Raw genomic sequence first — 19,091 nt, 5'->3', positions numbered from 1 at the left:
GCCCCTTTCTTTTTGAAGACCCCCACAGGTCGATAAGGGGAAGCTGACACACTGAAAGATTCTCATCAACTAAAATTTTGAGTGGTACACGAAATTATCACAAACCCGCGGATGCGGCCCGATCTGGCCGCGTCAGGAGGGTCGGCGGCATGGCGAGGAACGCTTGACGCACGCCGCGCAACGCCGGAATGTCCGCCGATGAACCCGTCCGATCGCAAGTCGAGCACGTCCGCCATCAACCCGCCGTCGCGCAAGGCGCTGCCTCCGTTCGAGGCGCTCCGTGCCTTCGATGCGGTCGCGCGGCTGCGCGGCATTCGCAAGGCCGCCCAGAGCCTGGGTCGCGATCATGCGGTGGTGAGCCGGCATCTGCGCGCGATCGAGCGGTGGACGGGCACCACCCTGATCGAGCGCAGCAGCGGCGGCGTGACGCTGACCGAGGACGGCAAGCGTTATCACAAGGAAATCGGCGCGGCGCTGGACAGCATCGCGCTGGCGACGATCGATCTGATGCGGCGCGGCGATCATCACCGGCTGCATATCTGGTCGATGCCCGGCTTCGCGCTGCACTGGCTCTCGCCGCAGCTCGGCGCATTCGAAAAAGCCCATCCCGGCGTCGATATCGAGTTGCGCCCCACCGACCGCAGCCCCGATTTCTCGCACCATGAGACGGATATCGATATCCGCTTCGTGCCGACCTATGGTGAGCCGTTCGAGCTGGCGCCGGGCCTGCGCAGCGTGGAATTCGCGCGCGTGCCGATCGTGGCGGTAGCGAGCCGGGCCTATCTGGACGCCAATCCGCCGATCCGCACGCCGGCCGATCTCGTGACCCACCGGCTGCTGCACGAGGCGAATTTCGACAGCTGGGCGAACTGGCTCGGCGCCCATGGCGTCTATGAGGAACTGGACCTCACCGGCCCGCTGCTCTGGCAAGGTCATCTTACCCTGGACGCGGCCAAACATGATCGCGGCGTCGCGCTGGCCAATCATCTGCTCGCGGGCGACGATCTGCGCTCAGGCCAGCTCGTCGAGATCGGCGTCGGCGAGGCGGCATTCCAGCCCTACAGCCTCGGCGTCTATCATTTCATCACGCGCGCCGATCGCTGGGACCAGTCGCTGATCCGCCGTTTCCGGCTGTGGCTGACCCATGCCATGAGCAAGATTCCGCCGCTGCGAGGCGACTGATGACGAGCAACGACCAGTCATAAAGACAGCATTCTGCTGAATTGATTCAGTGTCTGCTCTAAGTTGGGTGCTGCACATGCCCGTTTCACCGTGGACTTGAAACAGGCTGAGGGCGGCTCCGATTTCACGAAGCCGCCCTTCTCCATTCAATCTGATCCCGCCCTCAGGCGAAGACGGCGCTGTCGACCAGCCCCATCGCTTCGAAGCTCGCAGCGACGATCTCGATCCCCTCGTCGAGCTGGTCCATCGGAATGGTGAGCGGCGGCAGGAAACGGATGACATTGGCCTCGGTGCCGCAGGACAGGAGGACCAGTCCTCGCGCCTGCGCCTCCGCGATGAGCCGCTTGGTCAGCGCCGCATCGGCGCGGCCGTCCGCGTCCACCAGCTCCATCGCCACCATCGCGCCCAGCCGGCGGATGTCGCCGATGCTGCGGCTTTGCGCCCGGAGCGCGGCCATCCGCTCCGCGATGCGCGCGCCGATCGCCTCGGCGCGCTCCACCAGCCCTTCCTCGGCGATCACGTCCAGCACCGCGAGCGCCGCAGCGCAGCCGACCGGCGATCCGCCATAGGTGCCGCCCAAGCCGCCTGGGGCCGCTGCGTCCATCAGCTCCGCCCGGCCGGTGATCGCGGCGAGCGGGTAGCCGCCGGCAATCCCCTTCGCCATCGTCACGAGATCGGCCTCGATGCCGGCATGTTCATGGCCGAACATCCGCCCGGTGCGGCCGAAGCCGGCCTGGATCTCGTCGAGGATCAGCAGGATGCCATGCTCGTCGCAGAGCGCGCGCAGCGCCACCAGGAATTCGGGCGGCGCGATATGGAAGCCGCCCTCGCCCTGCACCGGCTCGACGATGATCGCCGCCACCCGCGCCGCATCGACATCGTCGCGAAACAGCTGACGGATGCTGGCGATCGCCTGATCGGTGCTGACGCCGCGCGCCGGGAAGCGCGCATGATGCACCTCGGCCGGAAACGGCCCGAAGCCGGCCTTGTAGGGCACGACCTTGCCGGTCAGCGCCATGGTCATCATCGTACGGCCATGGAACGCGGCGGAGAAAGCGATCACCGCGCTGCGCCCGGTGGCGACGCGCGCGATCTTCACCGCATTCTCCACCGCCTCGGCGCCGGTCGACACCAGCAGCGTCTTGCGCGGGGACGATCCGGGCACGAGCGCGTTCAGCCGCTCGGCCAGCGCCACATATTGCGGATAGAGCGTGACGTTGACGCTGACATGGGTGAAGCGATCGAGCTGAGCGATCACCGCCGCCTTGACGCGCGGATGGTTGTGCCCGGTGTTGACCACCGCGATGCCCGCGGCGAAATCGACATAGCGGCGCCCTTCGAGGTCCCAGATCTCGGCATTGGCGGCCCGGTCGCACACGATCGACGTGACGTGGCCGAGCCCGCGCGGCACGGCCTGCGCCCGCACCGCCAATACCGCGTCGCTGTCATGGGCCATCGCCGTCTTCTCCTTCTCGTCCCTCGTCATCACGCCGTCCCCAGTTCGCCGGCCGTCGCGATCAGCCGGTCCGCGACCGCATCGATGCTCTTCTCCAGCCGCTCGGCCATCTGATCGACCTCGGAGCGGCTGATCGTCAGCGCGGGCGAGAGCACCATCGCCTGGTTGACCGCACGCGCGATCAGGCCGTTTTCGAGGCACTTCTCGCGCACCGCGATCGCCGCCGCCTGCTCGGCGGCGAAGGGACTGCGTATCGCCCGGTCGCTCACCAGCTCCAGCGCGGCCATCAGGCCGACGCCGCGCAGCTCGCCGATATTCGCATGGCTGTCCGCCAGCTGGCCGAGCACGGTGCGGAAATAGGGCCCGATCTCCTCGCGCACCCGATCGACGAGGCCTTCGCGCTCGATGATGTCGATATTGGCAAGCGCCACCGCGCAGGCGACCGGATGGCCCGAATAGGTATAGCCATGCGCGATCAGCCCGCCCTCGTTGATCGCGGCGAAGACGCGATCGTTGACGGCGACGGCGGCGACCGGAAGATAGCCCGAGGAGAGGCCCTTCGCCATCGGCATCACGTCCGGCTGGATGGCATACGTCTGCGATCCGAACCAGCGGCCGGTGCGCCCGAAGCCGCAGATCACCTCGTCCGCCACCAGCAATATGTCGTATTTGCGGCAGATGCGCTGGATCTCGGGCCAGTAGGTGGCGGGCGGATCGATCACGCCGCCCGCGCCCTGCACCGGCTCGCCGATGAAGGCGGCGACATTCTCCGCACCCAGCTCGAGGATCTTGGCTTCCAGCGCCCGTGCGCACTCCAGCCCGAAGGCGTCGCGATCCAGCGCCGTGCCCGACAGATACCAGTGCGGATGGGGGATATGCGCGAAACCGGGCAGCAGCGAATGGCCCATGGCATGCATGTGCGCCATGCCGCCGAGGCTCGTCGCCGCCAGCGTGCTGCCATGATAGCCGAGCGTGCGGCCGATGAAGATCTGCTTCGCCGGCTGCCCCTGCAGCTGCCAGTAGCGGCGCACGACGCGGACAACCGTGTCGTTCGCCTCCGATCCCGAATTGGCGAAGAAGACATGGTCGAGATCGCCCGGCGTGAGCTCCGCGAGCTTGTCGGCCAAAGCGATCATCTGCGGCGTCGCGCTCTGGAAATGGTTGCTGTAATAAGGCAGCGCCTCCATCTGCCGGCTCGCCGCCTCGACCAGCTCGCGCCGGCCATAGCCGACATTGACGCACCACAGGCCGGCCATGCCGTCGAGGATGCGGTTGCCCTCGCTGTCCCAGATCCAGCAGCCCTCGCCGCGGGTCACGACGATCGTGCCCTTCGCCGCCATCGCCTTGGGATCGGTGAAGCTGTGGACATGGTGCGCGCTGTCGAGCGCCTGCCATTCGGCGGTGCTCTTCTCCTGGTTCGTCATGCTGTTTCTGCCCTTCCAATGCGGGTTTCCTGATCGGCCCGGCGGGTTCGATCCGGAAGATGACAAACCATCGGCAGCTGGTGCGTTCAGGACACCAGTTTCACCCGGCGGCAGCCGGAGAGACGTGCAGCGCGCGCAGGAAAGCCCCGCGCAACAGCATCAGGATCGCGGCCCCGGCGATGGCGATGCCGCCGTGCAGCGCCCAGAACGATGCCGGGCCGAGCGGTTCCCAGAACCGGCCGAGCCAGCCGCTGACGATCCCGCCGACGAAGATGGCGAGATAATAGGCGCCGACCATCATCGCATTCACCGCCGCCGGCGCCGCGCGCGAGACCAGCGCCAGCGCGATCGGCGCCGCATAAAGATAGGCGACCGCGCAGACGAAGTGGAACAGCACCGGCCAGACGAGCCACACCTGCCCGCGCCCCGCAATGGCCTGGCCGAGGGTGAGCAACAGGCAGGCGGCGCCATAGAGCAGCATGCCGAGCGCGATCTTGCTCATGTCCCCGGGCTCGGCGCCGCGCGCGGCCTGGCGTTTCCACAGGATGATCATCACCGGTGCGAGCACCAGCACGGCGAGCGAATCGAGCGCCTGGAACCAGGTGACCGGAATGACGAGGCCGCCGCCCACCGACCGATCGACATTGTCGCGCAACCAGAGCGGATAGGTGTTCCACACCTGGGTCTGCGCGATCCAGTAGAGCGCGGTAACAGCCAGCAGGGCGAGCAGCGCGGCGACCACTCGTCCCTCGCCCGGCGCCAGCCGCACCCGCTCGCGCGCCGCCAGCGGCCCGGCCTCGGGCGCGAGGTGGCGCATGCCGATCAGGTAGATCACGATCGACAGCATCATGCCGATGCCCGCCGCGGTGAAGCCGTAATGCCAGCCGTAAAGCTCGCCAAGCGTGCCGCAGACGAGCGGCGCGACGAATGCGCCGATGTTGATGGCGGTGCAGTAGATCGTATAGGCGCCGTCGCGCCGCCGGTCCTCCTTGGCGTAGAGATCGCCGACCTGCGCAGCGAGATTGCCTTTCAGCAGCCCGCAACCCAGGATCAGCAGGGCCAACGCCGGCAGGAAGGCCGCCTCGATCGCCATCAGGAAATGGCCGCCGGCCATCAGCGCCGCGCCGGCGAGCACCGCCCGGCGCCGTCCGGTCAGCCGGTCGCCGACGAGGCCGCCGAGCACGGGCGCAAAATAGACCAGCCCGACATAGAGGCCGAAGATTTGCGAGGCGAGCGCCTGGCGGGACAATGCGCCGAACAGCAGCGTCAATGCCGCCTCGAACCCCTCGAATCCCCAGACTTTCTCGACATGGCCCGGCAGCAGCAGCTGGCCGGTCATATAGAGCACCAGCAGCGCCTGCATGCCATAGAAGGAAAAGCGCTCCCACGCCTCGGTGAAGGCGATGAAGGCGAGGCCGCGCGGATGGCCGAACCATTCGCCGCGCCGGGAGGCATCGGACTGGGAGGGGGAGGCGATGCTGATCTCCACGGACGGCTCCTTTCGTGTCGCGCTCAGCGTAGCGCCTCGGCGACGCTGTTGAAGAACGCGTTGTCGAGGATCGCCTCCGCCCCCTTCGGCTTCGATCGCGCGCTGAGCACGACAATGGCGAGGTCGAGCGCCGGGTTCAGATAGATATATTGGCCGAAGATGCCGCGCGCGCTGTAGGCGCCGTCGGCCCGGCTGCCGTCGCGCGAAGGCACCGCCCACCACATGTAGCCGTAATCGACCAGACTGCCGCCGATCATGCGCGGCGCGCCGGCTTCCGCCGTCCAGCCTTCCGGCAGCACGCGCTCCCCGTCGATCGTGCCGCCGCCGAGCATGAACAGGCCGAAGCGCGCATAATCACGCAGAGTCGCGCTCATACCGCTGCCGGCCACTTCCAGCCCCCCGGGCGCCTCCAGCCACCAATGCGCATCGGCCTCCATGCCGAGGCGGGACCAGATGCGCTCGGACAGATAGTCGGACAGCCAGCGGCCCGTCGCGGCCCGCACCAGCGCGCCGACGACATGCGTCTCGCCGGTGCTATAGTTCCAGCGCGTGCCCGGCGGCGCGATGCGCGTGCAGGAAGCGACATAATCGAGGATCGCGCCTTCGCGCTGCGCCACCTGCAGATCGAGCATGCGGCGCCGGTGGGACTGCGGATCGGTGTGGGTATCGTCCCAGTCGACGCCCGAGCTCATCTGCATCAGCGCGCGGATCGAGACCGGCTCATAGGCGGTGCCGGCCAGCGCGGGCAGATAGCGGGTCAGCGGATCGTCGACCGAGCCGATATGGCCGTCCTGGATCGCCGCGCCCACCAGTGTCGTCGCGACCGATTTGGCCATCGACATGGACAGCCAGCGCGTGCCTGCGTCGATACCGAGATCATAATGCTCGGCCAGCAGCACGCCGCCCTTGAGGATCGCCAGCCCCGCGACGCGGTTGCGCGAGACATAGTCGTAAAGGTCATAGACCTGCCCTTCGGCGCGGACCGGGAGATCCTCGATCATCGTCGCGGCGCGGGCGATGGGGCGCACGGCCCCGCCCCGCGCGATGGGGCGCGTGGCGAACAGACGCTCGGCGGAGGCGAAAGCCTGCACCATCTCGTCCGGCATCAGCGTGCCCGCATAGAGATCGATCGCCGATGCCTGTGCCGCGCCCGGCCGCGTTTCGCCGCGGGCCGCCTGGTCGATCAACACGTCACTCAAAACCCTGTCCCTTCGCTGTTCGCCGGGCGCTGCCGCGCGCTCCGGCAGGCGGCTTATTGCCGCGAACCGCGGCCGGGCCGCGGTGTGTAAGCGGCGCGGGCCGGTGAGCCATCGTCACCAGACCTGGCCGCCGCGATCAGCCGGCATCGTCCAGCAGCAGATCCTCGTAGAAGGCGCTGAACGGCCGATCCGGATGACGGATCTGGATCTCCAGCACCCAGAGGCCGCTGGAGGGCCGGTGCGCGCTGTCGGCGAGGGCGCCCTTGTAGTGCACGGCGTGGGGAAAGTCGGAAAGGCGATGGCCGGACATGGCCAGGTTCAACTCCCAGCCGAGCGCGGCCGCTTCCGCCGCCGCCCGCTCGTACAGCGCGGTGCCGGTCAGCCCCTCCCCGCGCCAGGCGGCGTGGGTGCGGTCGAACACCGTGCGCACGTCGCGCGCCGCGGCCTGCATCGCCGGATCGCCGCCGACGACGAAGGTGTCGCCGCCATCGCCCTCATAACCGTTCCACACCGGGCCGATGTCGATGAAGAAGATGTCGTCCTCGCCCAGCACCACGCCCGGCTCGCCCGGCTCGCCGAAAGTCTTCAGCGTGTTGCGGCCGAAACGGACATGGATGCCGTGCCAGCCGCGCAGCATGCCGCGCGCCTTCAGCATCTGGCGAGCCATCTCCATCGCCGCCTCCTCGGCCATGCCGGGGCGGATCGCCGCGGCAATGGCGTCGATCGCCGCCCGGGTACGCGCCCGCGCCTCGAGCAGCAGCGCAGGATCGAAGGCGTCACCCACTTTTTCGTCGAGGCGCGTGGCGCCGTCATTTTCCCCAGTCATCTTCGATCCCATCGCACCATCAATGCGGCCTGGCGCCATGCCGCTCGGCCGTCATCGTCAGAAATCGTAGCCGAGCTTGACGCCGACCACGCGCGGACGCGTCCGGTTCGAATTGGCCCAGCCGACATAGGGATCGACCGCCTTGTTCTGATTGGTAAGATTTTCGCCGAAGATCTCGGCCTTCACTCCCCGAACAGTGGCACCCACTCGCGCGTTCAGCAGGTTCAGGCTGTCCGAGACCTGCGGCAGCACCGACGCGTAGAAGCTCGAACGATCGATATAGGTCACATGATCGCGATGGTTGAAGTCCACCCGGATGAAGCCCGGCATGTTCGCGGCCCAGTCGAAGGCGTAATTCGCGCCGATCGTCCAGCTCCACCGTGGCGAATAGTCGGTCCGGTCGCCCGGCAGGTTGACGGGATCCTCCGGATCGGTGGCGACGATCTGGCTGTGGACATAGGCGAGCGTGCCGTCCAGCGTCAGGCCTTTCATCACGCGGCCCGTCAGGCCGAGCTCGACACCCTTCGACTTCACCTTGCCGATATTGCTCGATTCCGAGAGATAGGCGCCGCCCACCTGGGTCAGCCTGCGGCGGACCATGTCCTTGTAGATGGTGTAGAAGCCGGCGAGATCGAAAAGCAGATGATTGTCGAACAGCGCCCCCTTGGTGCCGACTTCATAGGTGAAGATCTTTTCCGGCTTATAGGGCGCGAATGGCGCCGAGTTGAAGCCGCCCGAACGGAAACCCTTGCCGAAACTGGCGTAGAGCGTGCCCTTGTCGGCATATTTGTAGGATGCGTAGACGCGCGGATCGATCGAATGGAAATTGGCAGTCTGCAGCTCGCCGGCATCGGGAACATAGGTGATCAGGCTCTTCTGGTGATCGTGGAAGTAGCGCACGCCCGCGCCGACCGTCAGCCGATCGGTGATGTGATAGGCGGCATCGGCGAAGAGTGAATAGGATTTCGAATGCTGATAGGAATAATAATAGAGATTCTGATACAGGGTTCCGCCATTGGTTGAGAGCGTTCCGTCCGGCGAATAGATATATTCATAGGTGTCGAGCATCGTATTGCGCTCGCTCCGGTAAAATCCGCCGATCGTATATTCGAACGGTTTTCCGGAGGATTGGAGGCGCACTTCCTGGCTGAACTGATGCGCGCGGACGTAGCGCAGGTCGTTCCCTTCGACATAGTTATAGGAGAAATTGCCCGGCCGCGGAATATAGGTGAACGGGTAATTATGCTTGTGGTCGATGTAGCTCGTCGCGCTCACCAGCTTGGCGAAGCCGAGATCGTAGCGCAGCTCGAGATTGTAGATGGTAAAATCGAACTTCTTGGGGATCAGCCGCTCGCCGCGATCGATGCCGACGTCGACGGTGCGATCCGGCTCCTCGAAACCGAGGCCGAGCTTGGTCTTGGCGCGATGCACCTGCACCATCGCCTCCGCCTCGAAATTGTCCGATGGAGCCCAAAGCAGCTTGCCGCGCAGATTGAGCAGGCGGGTGCCGTTGCCGTTCTTGATGCCCGCCTCGGGCTGGTCGATCCAGCCGCCGCCGGCCTCATAGGATCCGGCGAGACGCAGTGCCAGCTGATCCTTGACGATCGGCAGGTTGATCACCGCCTCGCCCTTGCCGCCGACGGCGCCGTGCGACACGTCGTAGACCTGCGCCTCGACATGGCCCTCGATCCGATCGAGCTTCGGCTTGTTGGTGATGAAGCGGATCGTGCCGCCTGCCGAACCCTGGCCGTAGAGCGTGCCCTGCGGACCCTTCAGCACCTCGACGCGAGCATAATCGAGCTCGACCGGGCTGAGCTGGTTATAACCGTCGAGCGAGAGCGGCACTTCGTCGAGATAGAGGCCGACGAGCGCGCCGCTGCCCGACTGGTTGGCGAGCCCGCGCAGGAAGATGGTGTAGCTGCCGGGGCCATCCTCGCGCATCGTGAGGCCCGGAACCGAGAAGGAGAGATCCTGGACGCTCTCGATGCCCTTGGCCTTCAGCTCCTCGCCGGTCACCACGGAGATCGCCATCGGCACGTCGATCAGCTTCTGCTCGCGCTTCTGCGCCGTCACGATGATGTCGCCGAGGCCGGTGCCGGCGGCCGCGCTGTCCTGCGCGCAGGCCGCGCCGCCCACCAGCATCGTCGATATCGTCGTCATCAGATAGACTTGGAACTTGGTCATCTTTAACCCCCTTCGGCTCTTCGGCTCGTGCACAGGCTTCCTCTTGGGGGCCTTTCGAAACAGATGCCAAAAGGGCGTGGGGTGGTGATGCAGAGTCACCGAGCCCGCTTGCCGCTCACCTGCTGCCAGGGTCCGGGATTGATCGTCAGCGTGCCTTCGCGATCGAACCGCAGCACCAGCGGATAGCGGCCGGGCACGGTATAGCTCCCCGCCTCGACCGTCGGCTTCAGCTCCGTATCCGCCATTCGGCCGATATCGTAGACGTCGCGCTGCCCGGTCGCCCGCGCCATCAGCCGGCCGCCTGCGACACTGACCTTGAGGCTGGCAAAGGGGCTGAACACATAGCTTCCGGCGAAGCGGCCCGGATCGCCCGCCGGGGGCGCATCGGCCGCGGGTACCACCGGCGGCTGGGGCGGCACCGAGGCGAGCACCGCATCCCACATCACCTCGGATGCGATCGCGCCCAGTTCCGGCGAGGAGATGCCGCCCTTGGCCGGCGGATCGATCTCCTCCGTCGAAACCGCATAAAGCACGTCGCCGTCGAACATCGTGGCGAAGGGCTGAATGCCCCGCGCCATCGAGGTGTGGACCTGCGTCGCCAGCCGCTGCAACTCGGACACCGGCAGCTTCTGATTGACGACGATCAGGCTCACCGTGGTGTTGCGCTTGGCTCCCGCCCAGTCGGGCTTGCGGCTTTCGGGCAGGCTGTTCATCAGGTCCGGCACCTTGAGGTCCGCCGGCCAGTTCGCCGCCGGATAGCAGGCCGCGATGCCGCCATCGCGCCTGGTGATCACGCCGATCGCATTGACCACGGTGAACGCCGCGATCTTCAGGTCGCCAATCTGGCGGAAGGCGCCGCCCTGCCCCGAATGCGCCTTGCAGCCGAAGAAATCGCCGGTCTCAGTGAAGCGGCCGGCGCCGGCCGCGCCGAGCCGGAAGACGCCGGGCTGTGCCGCGCGATAGGCGGCCTGCGCCAGCGCCTTGTCCGGATAGATCTCGTTCAGCCGGCGCGGCCCGAAATCATAGACGATCGCGCCGACGGCGAGGCCGATATCGTCCCACTTGCCGCCGCGGATGCCGTCGTCCTTGAGCGCGGTATCGACTGCGGTGGTGCTTTCCAGCCCGTACCAGGAGCCGCCGGAGAAGACGACCGCATCGAGATCCGGCGTTTCGTAGCCGAGCCGCAGATAATCGGTGTTGACCGTGCCCGGCCCGCCGCCGCGCACGTCGACCGCGCCCATCACCTTCTTGCCGAAGCGGAAGACGGTGACGCCGGTCGGCCCCTCGCGATACTGGGCGGATCCGATGCGGATCATCGGCCAGTCGAACTGCAGGGCCGGCCCGGCCGTTTCTACCACCGGTTGCAGCGCGGCCTGACCATAAGGCGGTTGCGGCGTGGCCGCTGGCAATGCGGTGGATAGGGTGGCGATCATCGTCGCGGTCAACAGCGCGGTCTTCATGGGCGGGCTCCCCCTGCAAAAAACTCTGCGAGCGTCCATAATAGGCACCTGTCCGGCGAGGCGTGGCGATTAATGCTCTGGCCGTGGTGCCTCCTGCGCACCGATGGGGACCGGCCAGAGATTGACGCCGGCCTCCAGGATCAGCCGCACGAGATCGGTCTGGCGGTTGACGCCGGTCTTGGAAAAGATCGCGGCGAGCTGGTTGCGCGCGGTGTTGCGGCTGATCCCGCCGCTGGCGGAGGCCTCGTCGAGGGTACGACCTTGGGCGAGCTGCAGCGCCAGCTCGGCTTCGGCCGGAGTCAACCCGAACTGGCGGACGAGATGTTCAGCCGTCGCGGGCCGGAAATGGCCCGGCGCGCGGACGAGCAGCATGACCGCCGGCCGCGCATCGGGATCTGCTGGGATCGGATCGATCACCGGCTCCGCGAGCACACTCCACGCCGCACCGCCGTCCGCGGCACCGAGCAGCAGATGCACGCCCTCCTGTCCCGCCGCGGGAAAGCGGATCAACCGGTCGAGCGCGGCCTGCAGTGGTGCGTCATCCTGCGGGCGGGCGCCGATGACGCGGCTGCCCCGGATCAGCAGCGGACAGCCATGCGCCTGCATGTCGCGCAGCACGACATTGGCGAACACCAGCTGCCGCGCCTCGGTAAGCAGTGCAGCACCGATGCCGAGCCGCTCGGCCGAACGATCGTAAAGCGCGAGCAGGCTCTGCTGGCCGAGCAGCCGGCCGTGGATCTCGAGCGCCGCCTGCAAATGCGGCAGCAACAGCCGGACGACATGCCGCTCGTGCTCGGCAAAGGGCGCGCTTCCGGCCGAGCGGCTGGCGCGCAGGCGCAGCGTCATGCCCGACCGGGCGTCCGCCAGATCGACCGCCAGGATATCGGTGACGCCGGCAGGCTCCAGATAATCGCGATAATATGGCAGCGCGGCCAGCACCGCCTCGCTCATCATCGTGCGTAGCGTATGGATCTCGCCCGGCGGCAGATCACGGAACGGCGTCTGATCGAACAGCGACTGCTGATAGGGCCGCGACCCTTCGGGATTGGGTTCGGACGAAACCAGCAAGCCCGGATCGTGCGCATTGGGCACGCGCGCCACGATGGTGGGATGGCGACACGGCAGGAAGGCGGCCAGCGCCTCGAGAAAGCCGATCCACGGGCTGCCGGTGACGAGATCGGCATAGAGCGGCGCGATCAGCGCGGACACATCCTTGGCCTGCATGGCGCGGCTGGTAGCATGGTGCGTCCCCATCGGCGAGGGACGCCGTCTGCAAGCGAGTTGGTTCGATCTGGCCACAGAATGGGGCGTCGGAGGAGACGCATCCATGATCTTCCGCCGTGGAAGATTTTCAGCCGCGCATATCGCGACTGGATATCAGTGTTCGCAAAAGCCGTACCGCTCGTTCGATCTCCCCAAATCCGATCAGCCGGGCGACCGTCCGCCACAAGCCGGATCGCGCGCCACCCGATGCGACGTGCGCAACCAGCATGTCGAAGCCCGCGCCCCGCATCGCCTCGCGCGAATAGACGAGATTGGGAGCGACTTCAGCACAGACGCGCCGTGCCGCATCAGGCCGGCCGAACAACGTATCGAGCGCCTCGATCGGCGGCAGCGCCTCCAGGCTCTCCGTGGGATCCGGCGCACCCGCGGCACGCGCCTCATGCGCCAGCCGCGCGATCGCGGCGCCGGTCTGCTGCGCGACGACGTGGCGGCTGCTGATCTGCCCCGGCGAGCGGCGATAGAGCAGCAGCCGGTCGGGCAGGTTGGCGAGCCGGGTCCGCGTCGAGAGGCGGAGCCACAGGTCATAATCCTCGCAATGGCGATAGGCCGCGCGATAGCCGCCGACGCGCGCCAGTACATCGCGTCGCATCGTCACCGAGGAGTGGCAGAAGGGGGAGCCACGCTTCAGCGCCGCGACGATCGCCTCATGATCGAAGGGATGGAAGTCGGTACACTCCGTGATCGTGCCGGCATCGTCTATCTCATGCGTATTGGTGCCGAGCACGCCATGGTCGGTATGCGCGTCGAAGAAGGCGACCTGGCGCGCAAACCGATCGGGCAGCGCGATGTCGTCCCCATCCATCCGCGCGATCAGATCGCCCCGCGCGCGCGCGATCATCAGGTTGAGGCTCGCCACGAGGCCGCGATTGGGCTCGTGCCACAGGCGGATGCGGGGATCCCGGCGCGCATGATCGTCGAGGATCGCGGGTGACCCGTCGGTCGAGCCGTCGTCGACGATCAGCAGCTCGAAATCGCCGAAGCTCTGCGCGAGGATGCTGTCGATCGCCTGCGCGACGACCCTCTCATTGTTGTAGATGCTCATCGCCACGCTGATGCGCGGCGCGCCTCGCTCAGCCACCGCGCAGGCCGCCTTTCAGCATCGCATGGCCGGCGCGGGCGATGCCGCCGAGGCTGCGGAGATTATGAAGCGCCACCCGCTCCAGCACCCGCCTTTCGTCCATCCAGTCGGCCTTGTAGCCGTCATCCCCGGTTCCGAAATCGACGAGCCTGGGCTGGTCGCGATCGAGCACATGGCGGAACAGCGCCTCGCTCAGCAGCGTGCCGGGCGATCCCGCTTTCTCCGTTTCGATATGGGCGAGCTTGTGGATGGTGGCGACGCCCTGCTCCACCGTCCAGAACTGGGCGGCGACCGGCACGCCCGCACGCCGGGCGATGCCGAGCCGCAGCGTCCCCGCCGCGCCCTCCGCCCGTGCCAGCGCGCGCAGGAAGTCCGGCGAGCCCTCGGCCGGCTTCCAGCTCGCCCGATAGACCGCCTCATAGGCGTCCCATTCGGCATCGTCGAACCGCTCGTGGATCGCGATGGCGAGATCGGAATCGCGCAGCTTGCGCCGCAGCGTGTTGCGCAGGCGCGAGGGCCGCTCGGCCCAATAGGCCGCGAAATCCTTGCCGGCCGTATGGGCCACCCAATTGGCCGTGGCCTCGCTGCGCGCCGCCCACCAGCCTTGCTGGGCGAACGCGGGGATCAGCAGATCCGCAGAGGCGGCCGCCATCGGCGCCAGGTCGATACCGGAAAAACGTCCGCGCAGCGCGCGCGCCAGCGCACCCAGCAAAGGCGCATGCAATGCCTCAGGTCCCGCGAATACCGGCGCGAAGCGCAGCGTGTACCAGCTCGCATAGGCTTCCGCCCTGCCGCCGCGGGCGGCGCGCAGGAACAGCCAGCAGCGCCCCGCCCCCAGCGCCGCACGGGCGATCAGCGGCACGGCTTCGGGCAGCACATGCGCCCGCGTCAAGCGCAGCCAATCGATGCGATCGTAGAGCGAGGGCCGCGCCATTCGATCCAGCGCTCCCTCCGCATCGCGCGCCACCGCATCGAGATCGTCGAACATCCGCACATCGATGGCGCCGGTCGCGCCGCGGCCCGCAAACCGTATCGACATCACCCGCCATTCCGTCTCAATACGCGCCGCGCGCGTCGGATCGCACGCCAGGCGAACGATTTGGCACGATTCTGTCGTGGGAAGCGCCCCGGCAGCGCGGGATCGAGCCCCATGCGGCGCAGCAGATGGTTGAAGCTATGGGCATCCTCCTCCCGATAGCTCCACTCCGATCGCCAGGTGACCGAGAAGGAAATCGAAGGGTCCGGCCCGTTACGTACCCAGTGCGGTGCCTTCACCGGCACGTATACGGCCTCGCCAGGGCCGATCGCGAGCGACCGCCCCTTCGTCTCGAACACCGTCTGGAAAGGCAGGTTGCGGTGGCCGCCCCGATGGAAGGCCTCATGCTGGCTGCCATGCGCGATCTCGGCGTCGCCGGCAGGAAAGACCGTCATCGTCTTACAGCCGCGAAGCTGCAGCAGGATATTATGCTCCGGATCGAAGTGAAACGGCGTCACCGCATTGGGCGAGGACAGGAAGATGAAGCCCTCGCGCTTGATCATTGCGCCGGTGCGCCGCGCGACGAGCGGCTCGATCTCGGCCAATATCTCTTCCAGCAGGGCACGATAGGCGGGATCCTGCTCGACGAACTTGAGGACCATCCAGGAGCCGTTCTGCTCGATCGAGCGGATCGTGTCGGCAATCGAGAGGCCATTGTGCCGCACCTCGGCCGGATCGATGCCGACCGGCAGGTCGCCGATATTCTGCTCGACGTCGATCGGGCGCATCCGCGCGGCCAGCTCGATCAGTGCCTCCAGCGTGAACAGCGGATGGCCGGCCAGCCGATGGGTGAGGATGCCCGGCCGTTCCGGATAGATCCCGCCGAGCGCAGCGCGCGCTTCGTCGGTGAAGACCGGGCTATCGGTCATCGCCCGCCTCGACCGGGGAATAGGACGATGCCGCCAGCCGGGATCGGATTCGGCGGGCGGCAGCCGCCACCCGCTCGGCGCTGCGGCAGAGATGGAACAGCGCCGTGCCGCGCCCTGCGCCGAGCGGAGTCGTCACGCGCACGATCGCGCGCCGCTCGGCCCAGAGGCTGTTGATCATCGGATGATTCTCGACGGCGCAGCTATCCATCCACGCGATATCGGGTCGATCGAGGATCCGGTAATTTTCGATCTGCACCAAAACCCCCGGCGAGAAACGGGCATAATCCTCGTCGAAAGCGATCTTGAACGAGAAGGAACCGGGCGGCGCAAGAAAATTGACGAGCATCGCGATCGGCCGGTCATCAAGATCGAGACGCAGCATCTCCAGCCGGCCAGCGGCATGAGCGCCGGCCACCGCCTCGCGAAAGAAGGCTTCCGTGTCCGGCATGTTCGCGAGCGCCGCGCCACCCTTTCCCTTCCAGCCCGATTGCTCCAGGGTCAGGAAAACGTCGATCCAGTCAAGCAGCGCATCTGCCGGACCGAGGCGACGGGTCCGTACCGCGCCGAGTTCGCCGAGCCGCGTCGCGAGACGCTTCAGCTCCTTGCGCTTCTTCTTGCGCACGGTGCGCTCATAATAGGCCGTCGGTGTCAGGGCGCTTTCCAGCAGAGCGCGTTCGATACGGTGCACCGTATCGCATGTCCTCCCGATCGCCCGCGCCGCCGTGATCAGGCCGCGATGCACCGGGCCGTTTTCGACAAGCCCGTCGATATGCAGGAAATTGCATGCCCAGGGGAGACGGCCGAGCGCGTCGAGGATCGCGCTCCAGGCTTCGCGCTCGCGACCGGCGACGATCAGCGGCGTGCCGAGGAAGCTTTGATAGTGGCGCCAATTGGTGACATGGCGGACCGGGAAGCGACCGTAGCGCCGCGACGATGCGAGCGCGAGCAGCGCCACCAGCCGCGCGTCCGCGCCCTCGCCGTCCCATATCTCCAGCCGATGTGCGGTGGAGCCCAGCGGAAGATGATGGATTGCCGCCATCACGAACCAGCGTTCGGAGAAGATATTGGGTTCGGCCGCAGCGGCTGCGAGCGCGTCCCATGCGGCGGCAAGCCCTTCGGAGGGTTGTTCGAACCGGCCGAACACGATGCGTAGCGGCCGCGGCCGCACGGCCGGCACGACATCCCCGGCCAGCTCGATCTCCTGCGCGATCACGTCTCCCGCCTGCAGCGTCATCGCGCAGCCGCCGCAATCTCGCCGGCGCGGGCGGGCAGCACGCCTTCGCGCGCAAACAGATCGAACACCCCGTCCCACCACTCCCAGAAGCGGCTGAGATCGGCCTCGTCCCGTACATATGGCGTGTGGCCGATCTCCACCGACGGAGTGTGGAAGGACAGGCTGAACAGCCGCACGCCATCATCCAGCAACCGGCGGATGGCAACCAGCGCCTCGACCAGCGGCGTTCCCTCGGGCGTCAGCGCAACCCGGCTCAGCAGCCGGGCACGGGCGAGCAGTCCGCGGACGGGCTTGATCCGGTGGAGACGGGGCCAGCCTCGCGCAGCGCCAACGAATGTCGTGGTGAGCGGCACCTCGAGCAGCCCCGGCGTCACCCACCATGGCCAGATCGGATGCCCGGAAAAGTCCGGGCCTTGTTCGCCGCTATAGTCGAATAGCGCGCGGGTCGAAACGTCCATGCTGTATCCAGCCTCACGCAGCAGCGCGGCGCTGTTCGACCCGACGCCGTATCGGCCGGCCCGATAAACGATCGGGCGCTGGCCCGTGACCGCCTCGATCCGGTCTGTCAGGGCATGCAGCTTCGCCCGCTCGAGCTGGCGCGGAAGATTGCCGACGAAGCTGTTGGCGGTCGTCACCTCCTCTTCGAACGGCGGATTGACCCATGGGTGGAGCTGCGTGCCCACGTCGCAGGCGCCATCCGCCACCATCTGGGCGATCGCGGCGCCGCTGCGCGCATTGGCGACGACCGGATAATCGACGAGATAGGTTGGGATCAGCCCCCGTTCGGTAAAGCGCCGCGTGGCCGCCGGCAGGCTGGCGATGGCCTCCGTAGACGTCGAATCGCGCGAGAGAGGGGCGCTCCAGTCGAACTCCTCCTCCGCATCGCCGAAGATCGCGAATCGCCGTCCGAACTCGCGCGCCAGCCTGGCGCGCGACGCCGGCGGAGGCGCCCGATCGAGCCTGTTTTGCCCATGCATCATTTACTACTCGTCCCTGTACGCCCCGCTTACCGATAAAAGCGTAGCCATATCGTCAACAAATGGGACAAATTTCACGACGCAACCCGTATCGGAACGTGTGGCACGGGATCAAGCGCCCACGCCGCTCAGCGTTTCCGATGCGTCGGGGCGTGGAAATCCGGCGGTTTGCTCTCGATCCAGGCCAGGAAGCGCGTCATTTCCGGTCGCGCCAGCAAGAAGTCGCGCGATGGCCTGCGCGCCAGCTCCGCATTGCTGAAATGCGCGTGGATGGTCGCATGGCAGATGGGATGGATCGGGGCCACCTCGCGGCCGCCACGACTCTTGGGTTTGGTGTGATGCCATTGCACGCGGCGCCCGAGCGCGCGGCCGCACAGCCAGCAGCGCCGCTCGTCCGCGCCGGAGGTCACAAGTCGCGAGTCCAGGTCTGGCCGACGAGATCATGACCGAAGCTGTGATGCGCGGCTTCCTCGACCAGGTGGAATCCCGCCGCCTCATAGATTCGCCGCGCCGACACCAGCACCGAATTGGTCCAGAGCCGCAACTCCCGGTAGCCCAGCGCACGGGCGCGCGCGATGCAGGTCTCGACCAGCCTGCGGCCGAGCCCCAGGCCGCGCGCGGCCCGTTCCACATAGAGCAGCCGCAGCTTGGCGACGCCAGGCGCATCGCCGCGCACCAGAAAGATCGATCCCGCGATGGCACCGTCCACCTCGGCGATCCATGCCTGGTCCAGCGCCGGATCGAAATCTCGCACGAAGCCAGCCACTATCTCCGCCACCAGCGCCTCGTAAGTCCAGTCCCAGCCATATTCCTCGGCGTAGAGCAGTGTCTGACGATGGACGATCCAGCCGAGATCGCCCGGCCGCGGCCCGCGCAGCACGATGGCGCGCTCCATCGTTTCCGGCGGTTCGAGCAGCGCGGCGATCGTGGCGGCAGCGGCCAGGAGCCGATCCCGCCCCGCGGCACCGATTGGCGCAAGCAATTCCCCCATCGCCGCGTCGGCACCGTGATCGAGCGCGCGCACGGCCGCCACTCCGGCCGGAGTCAGCGCCAGCAATCGGCGACGGGCATGGCTGGAGCAAGCCGTCGCTGTCACCAGCCCGCTGTCGGTGAAACGCTTCACGATTCGGCTGAGCTGGGCGCGATCGAGGTCGAGGGCGCGGCCGATCTCCGCGGCGGTCGGTCCGTCGCGATGCGCCAGTTCGTAGAGGATCCGTGCCTCGGTAAGCGAAAAGGGGCTGTCGTCGAGACGATCGTTCAACAGGCCGATGCGGCGCGTATAAAGGCGGTTGAACGCGCGCATTGCGGCAATGTCGGCCTGGCGAGGGCCATCAAGGCGGGAAGCGTCGGGCTGCATGCCGCGACGCTACCCCCATTGTTGACTGAGTCAACA

Annotated in this window: 16 protein-coding genes; 1 reads left to right on the top strand and 15 read right to left on the bottom strand. The window is 67.1% G+C overall.

Annotation, left to right across the window (positions count from 1 at the left end; all coding sequences use genetic code 11):
* Nucleotides 1-198 precede the first annotated feature (198 nt).
* Nucleotides 199-1,182 (top strand): LysR substrate-binding domain-containing protein, encoded by a 984-nt coding sequence (locus GQY20_RS15750; RefSeq protein WP_157218060.1) that lies wholly within the window; start codon nucleotides 199-201, stop codon nucleotides 1,180-1,182.
* A 163-nt stretch (nucleotides 1,183-1,345) separates the two neighbouring features.
* Here the strand turns inward: GQY20_RS15750 and gabT are convergent, their stop codons facing one another.
* The 15 genes from gabT to GQY20_RS15675 form a co-directional block, all read right to left on the bottom strand.
* Entirely contained in the window at nucleotides 1,346-2,668 is a 1,323-nt protein-coding gene (gene gabT / locus GQY20_RS15745; protein ID WP_232476074.1) for a 4-aminobutyrate--2-oxoglutarate transaminase, read from the bottom strand.
* A complete protein-coding gene (locus tag GQY20_RS15740) occupies nucleotides 2,668-4,062 on the bottom strand; it encodes an aspartate aminotransferase family protein (RefSeq protein ID WP_157218059.1) in 1,395 nt (464 codons plus the stop codon). The genes gabT and GQY20_RS15740 overlap by 1 nt, the downstream gene beginning before the upstream one ends.
* Before the next feature lie 100 nt (nucleotides 4,063-4,162).
* Complete coding sequence (locus GQY20_RS15735; RefSeq protein ID WP_198350997.1) at nucleotides 4,163-5,551, bottom strand: peptide MFS transporter; 1,389 nt, start codon at nucleotides 5,549-5,551, stop codon at nucleotides 4,163-4,165.
* 23 nt (nucleotides 5,552-5,574) lie between these two features.
* Nucleotides 5,575-6,741 (bottom strand): serine hydrolase domain-containing protein, encoded by a 1,167-nt coding sequence (locus GQY20_RS15730; protein WP_232476101.1) that lies wholly within the window; start codon nucleotides 6,739-6,741, stop codon nucleotides 5,575-5,577.
* Between the two features lie 145 nt (nucleotides 6,742-6,886).
* The gene (locus tag GQY20_RS15725; RefSeq protein ID WP_157218058.1) at nucleotides 6,887-7,576 is read right to left on the bottom strand and encodes a M24 family metallopeptidase; all 690 of its coding nucleotides are present in this window, start codon (nucleotides 7,574-7,576) and stop codon (nucleotides 6,887-6,889) included.
* 57 nt (nucleotides 7,577-7,633) lie between these two features.
* Nucleotides 7,634-9,760, bottom strand: a complete 2,127-nt coding sequence (locus GQY20_RS15720) for a TonB-dependent receptor (protein WP_157218057.1) — start codon at nucleotides 9,758-9,760, stop codon at nucleotides 7,634-7,636.
* Between the two features lie 95 nt (nucleotides 9,761-9,855).
* A complete protein-coding gene (locus GQY20_RS15715) occupies nucleotides 9,856-11,220 on the bottom strand; it encodes a P1 family peptidase (RefSeq protein WP_157218056.1) in 1,365 nt (454 codons plus the stop codon).
* 69 nt (nucleotides 11,221-11,289) lie between these two features.
* Nucleotides 11,290-12,474 carry a helix-turn-helix transcriptional regulator gene (locus GQY20_RS15710; protein ID WP_157218055.1) on the bottom strand — a complete coding sequence of 395 codons (1,185 nt, stop codon included), beginning with the start codon at nucleotides 12,472-12,474 and terminating at the stop codon, nucleotides 11,290-11,292.
* A 97-nt stretch (nucleotides 12,475-12,571) separates the two neighbouring features.
* The gene (locus GQY20_RS15705) at nucleotides 12,572-13,582 is read right to left on the bottom strand and encodes a glycosyltransferase (protein WP_232476073.1); all 1,011 of its coding nucleotides are present in this window, start codon (nucleotides 13,580-13,582) and stop codon (nucleotides 12,572-12,574) included.
* Nucleotides 13,575-14,621, bottom strand: a complete 1,047-nt coding sequence (locus tag GQY20_RS32600; protein WP_232476072.1) for a GNAT family N-acetyltransferase — start codon at nucleotides 14,619-14,621, stop codon at nucleotides 13,575-13,577. The genes GQY20_RS15705 and GQY20_RS32600 overlap by 8 nt, the downstream gene beginning before the upstream one ends.
* A complete protein-coding gene (locus GQY20_RS15695; RefSeq protein ID WP_157218054.1) occupies nucleotides 14,621-15,487 on the bottom strand; it encodes a cupin domain-containing protein in 867 nt (288 codons plus the stop codon). Before GQY20_RS15695 ends, GQY20_RS32600 begins: the two co-directional genes overlap by 1 nt.
* Nucleotides 15,477-16,721 (bottom strand): GNAT family N-acetyltransferase, encoded by a 1,245-nt coding sequence (locus GQY20_RS15690; protein WP_157218053.1) that lies wholly within the window; start codon nucleotides 16,719-16,721, stop codon nucleotides 15,477-15,479. Before GQY20_RS15690 ends, GQY20_RS15695 begins: the two co-directional genes overlap by 11 nt.
* Nucleotides 16,718-17,701, bottom strand: coding sequence for a polysaccharide deacetylase family protein (locus GQY20_RS15685; protein WP_232476071.1), 984 nt, complete (start codon nucleotides 17,699-17,701; stop codon nucleotides 16,718-16,720). Before GQY20_RS15685 ends, GQY20_RS15690 begins: the two co-directional genes overlap by 4 nt.
* Nucleotides 17,702-17,826: 125 nt before the next feature.
* Nucleotides 17,827-18,108 (bottom strand): HNH endonuclease, encoded by a 282-nt coding sequence (locus GQY20_RS15680; RefSeq protein ID WP_157218052.1) that lies wholly within the window; start codon nucleotides 18,106-18,108, stop codon nucleotides 17,827-17,829.
* Nucleotides 18,105-19,055, bottom strand: coding sequence for a bifunctional helix-turn-helix transcriptional regulator/GNAT family N-acetyltransferase (locus GQY20_RS15675; RefSeq protein WP_157218051.1), 951 nt, complete (start codon nucleotides 19,053-19,055; stop codon nucleotides 18,105-18,107). Before GQY20_RS15675 ends, GQY20_RS15680 begins: the two co-directional genes overlap by 4 nt.
* Between the last annotated feature and the right edge of the window lie 36 nt (nucleotides 19,056-19,091).

This window comes from Flavisphingomonas formosensis, assembly GCF_009755815.1.
GTDB lineage: Bacteria > Pseudomonadota > Alphaproteobacteria > Sphingomonadales > Sphingomonadaceae > Flavisphingomonas > Flavisphingomonas formosensis.
Note: the sequence above shows the minus strand (reverse complement) of the source record. Positions and strands in the feature narration are given on the sequence as shown.

Excerpts from the sequence above, each read along its gene's own strand:
- GQY20_RS15750 (WP_157218060.1), top strand. The coding sequence starts at position 199 with ATGAACCCGTCCGATCGCAAGTCGAGCACGTCCGCCATCAACCCGCCG.
- gabT (WP_232476074.1), bottom strand. The coding sequence starts at position 2,668 with ATGACGAGGGACGAGAAGGAGAAGACGGCGATGGCCCATGACAGCGAC.
- GQY20_RS15740 (WP_157218059.1), bottom strand. The coding sequence starts at position 4,062 with ATGACGAACCAGGAGAAGAGCACCGCCGAATGGCAGGCGCTCGACAGC.
- GQY20_RS15725 (WP_157218058.1), bottom strand. The coding sequence starts at position 7,576 with ATGACTGGGGAAAATGACGGCGCCACGCGCCTCGACGAAAAAGTGGGT.
- GQY20_RS15720 (WP_157218057.1), bottom strand. The coding sequence starts at position 9,760 with ATGACCAAGTTCCAAGTCTATCTGATGACGACGATATCGACGATGCTG.
- GQY20_RS15715 (WP_157218056.1), bottom strand. The coding sequence starts at position 11,220 with ATGAAGACCGCGCTGTTGACCGCGACGATGATCGCCACCCTATCCACC.
- GQY20_RS15710 (WP_157218055.1), bottom strand. The coding sequence starts at position 12,474 with ATGGGGACGCACCATGCTACCAGCCGCGCCATGCAGGCCAAGGATGTG.
- GQY20_RS32600 (WP_232476072.1), bottom strand. The coding sequence starts at position 14,621 with ATGTCGATACGGTTTGCGGGCCGCGGCGCGACCGGCGCCATCGATGTG.
- GQY20_RS15695 (WP_157218054.1), bottom strand. The coding sequence starts at position 15,487 with ATGACCGATAGCCCGGTCTTCACCGACGAAGCGCGCGCTGCGCTCGGC.
- GQY20_RS15690 (WP_157218053.1), bottom strand. The coding sequence starts at position 16,721 with ATGACGCTGCAGGCGGGAGACGTGATCGCGCAGGAGATCGAGCTGGCC.
- GQY20_RS15685 (WP_232476071.1), bottom strand. The coding sequence starts at position 17,701 with ATGATGCATGGGCAAAACAGGCTCGATCGGGCGCCTCCGCCGGCGTCG.
- GQY20_RS15675 (WP_157218051.1), bottom strand. The coding sequence starts at position 19,055 with ATGCAGCCCGACGCTTCCCGCCTTGATGGCCCTCGCCAGGCCGACATT.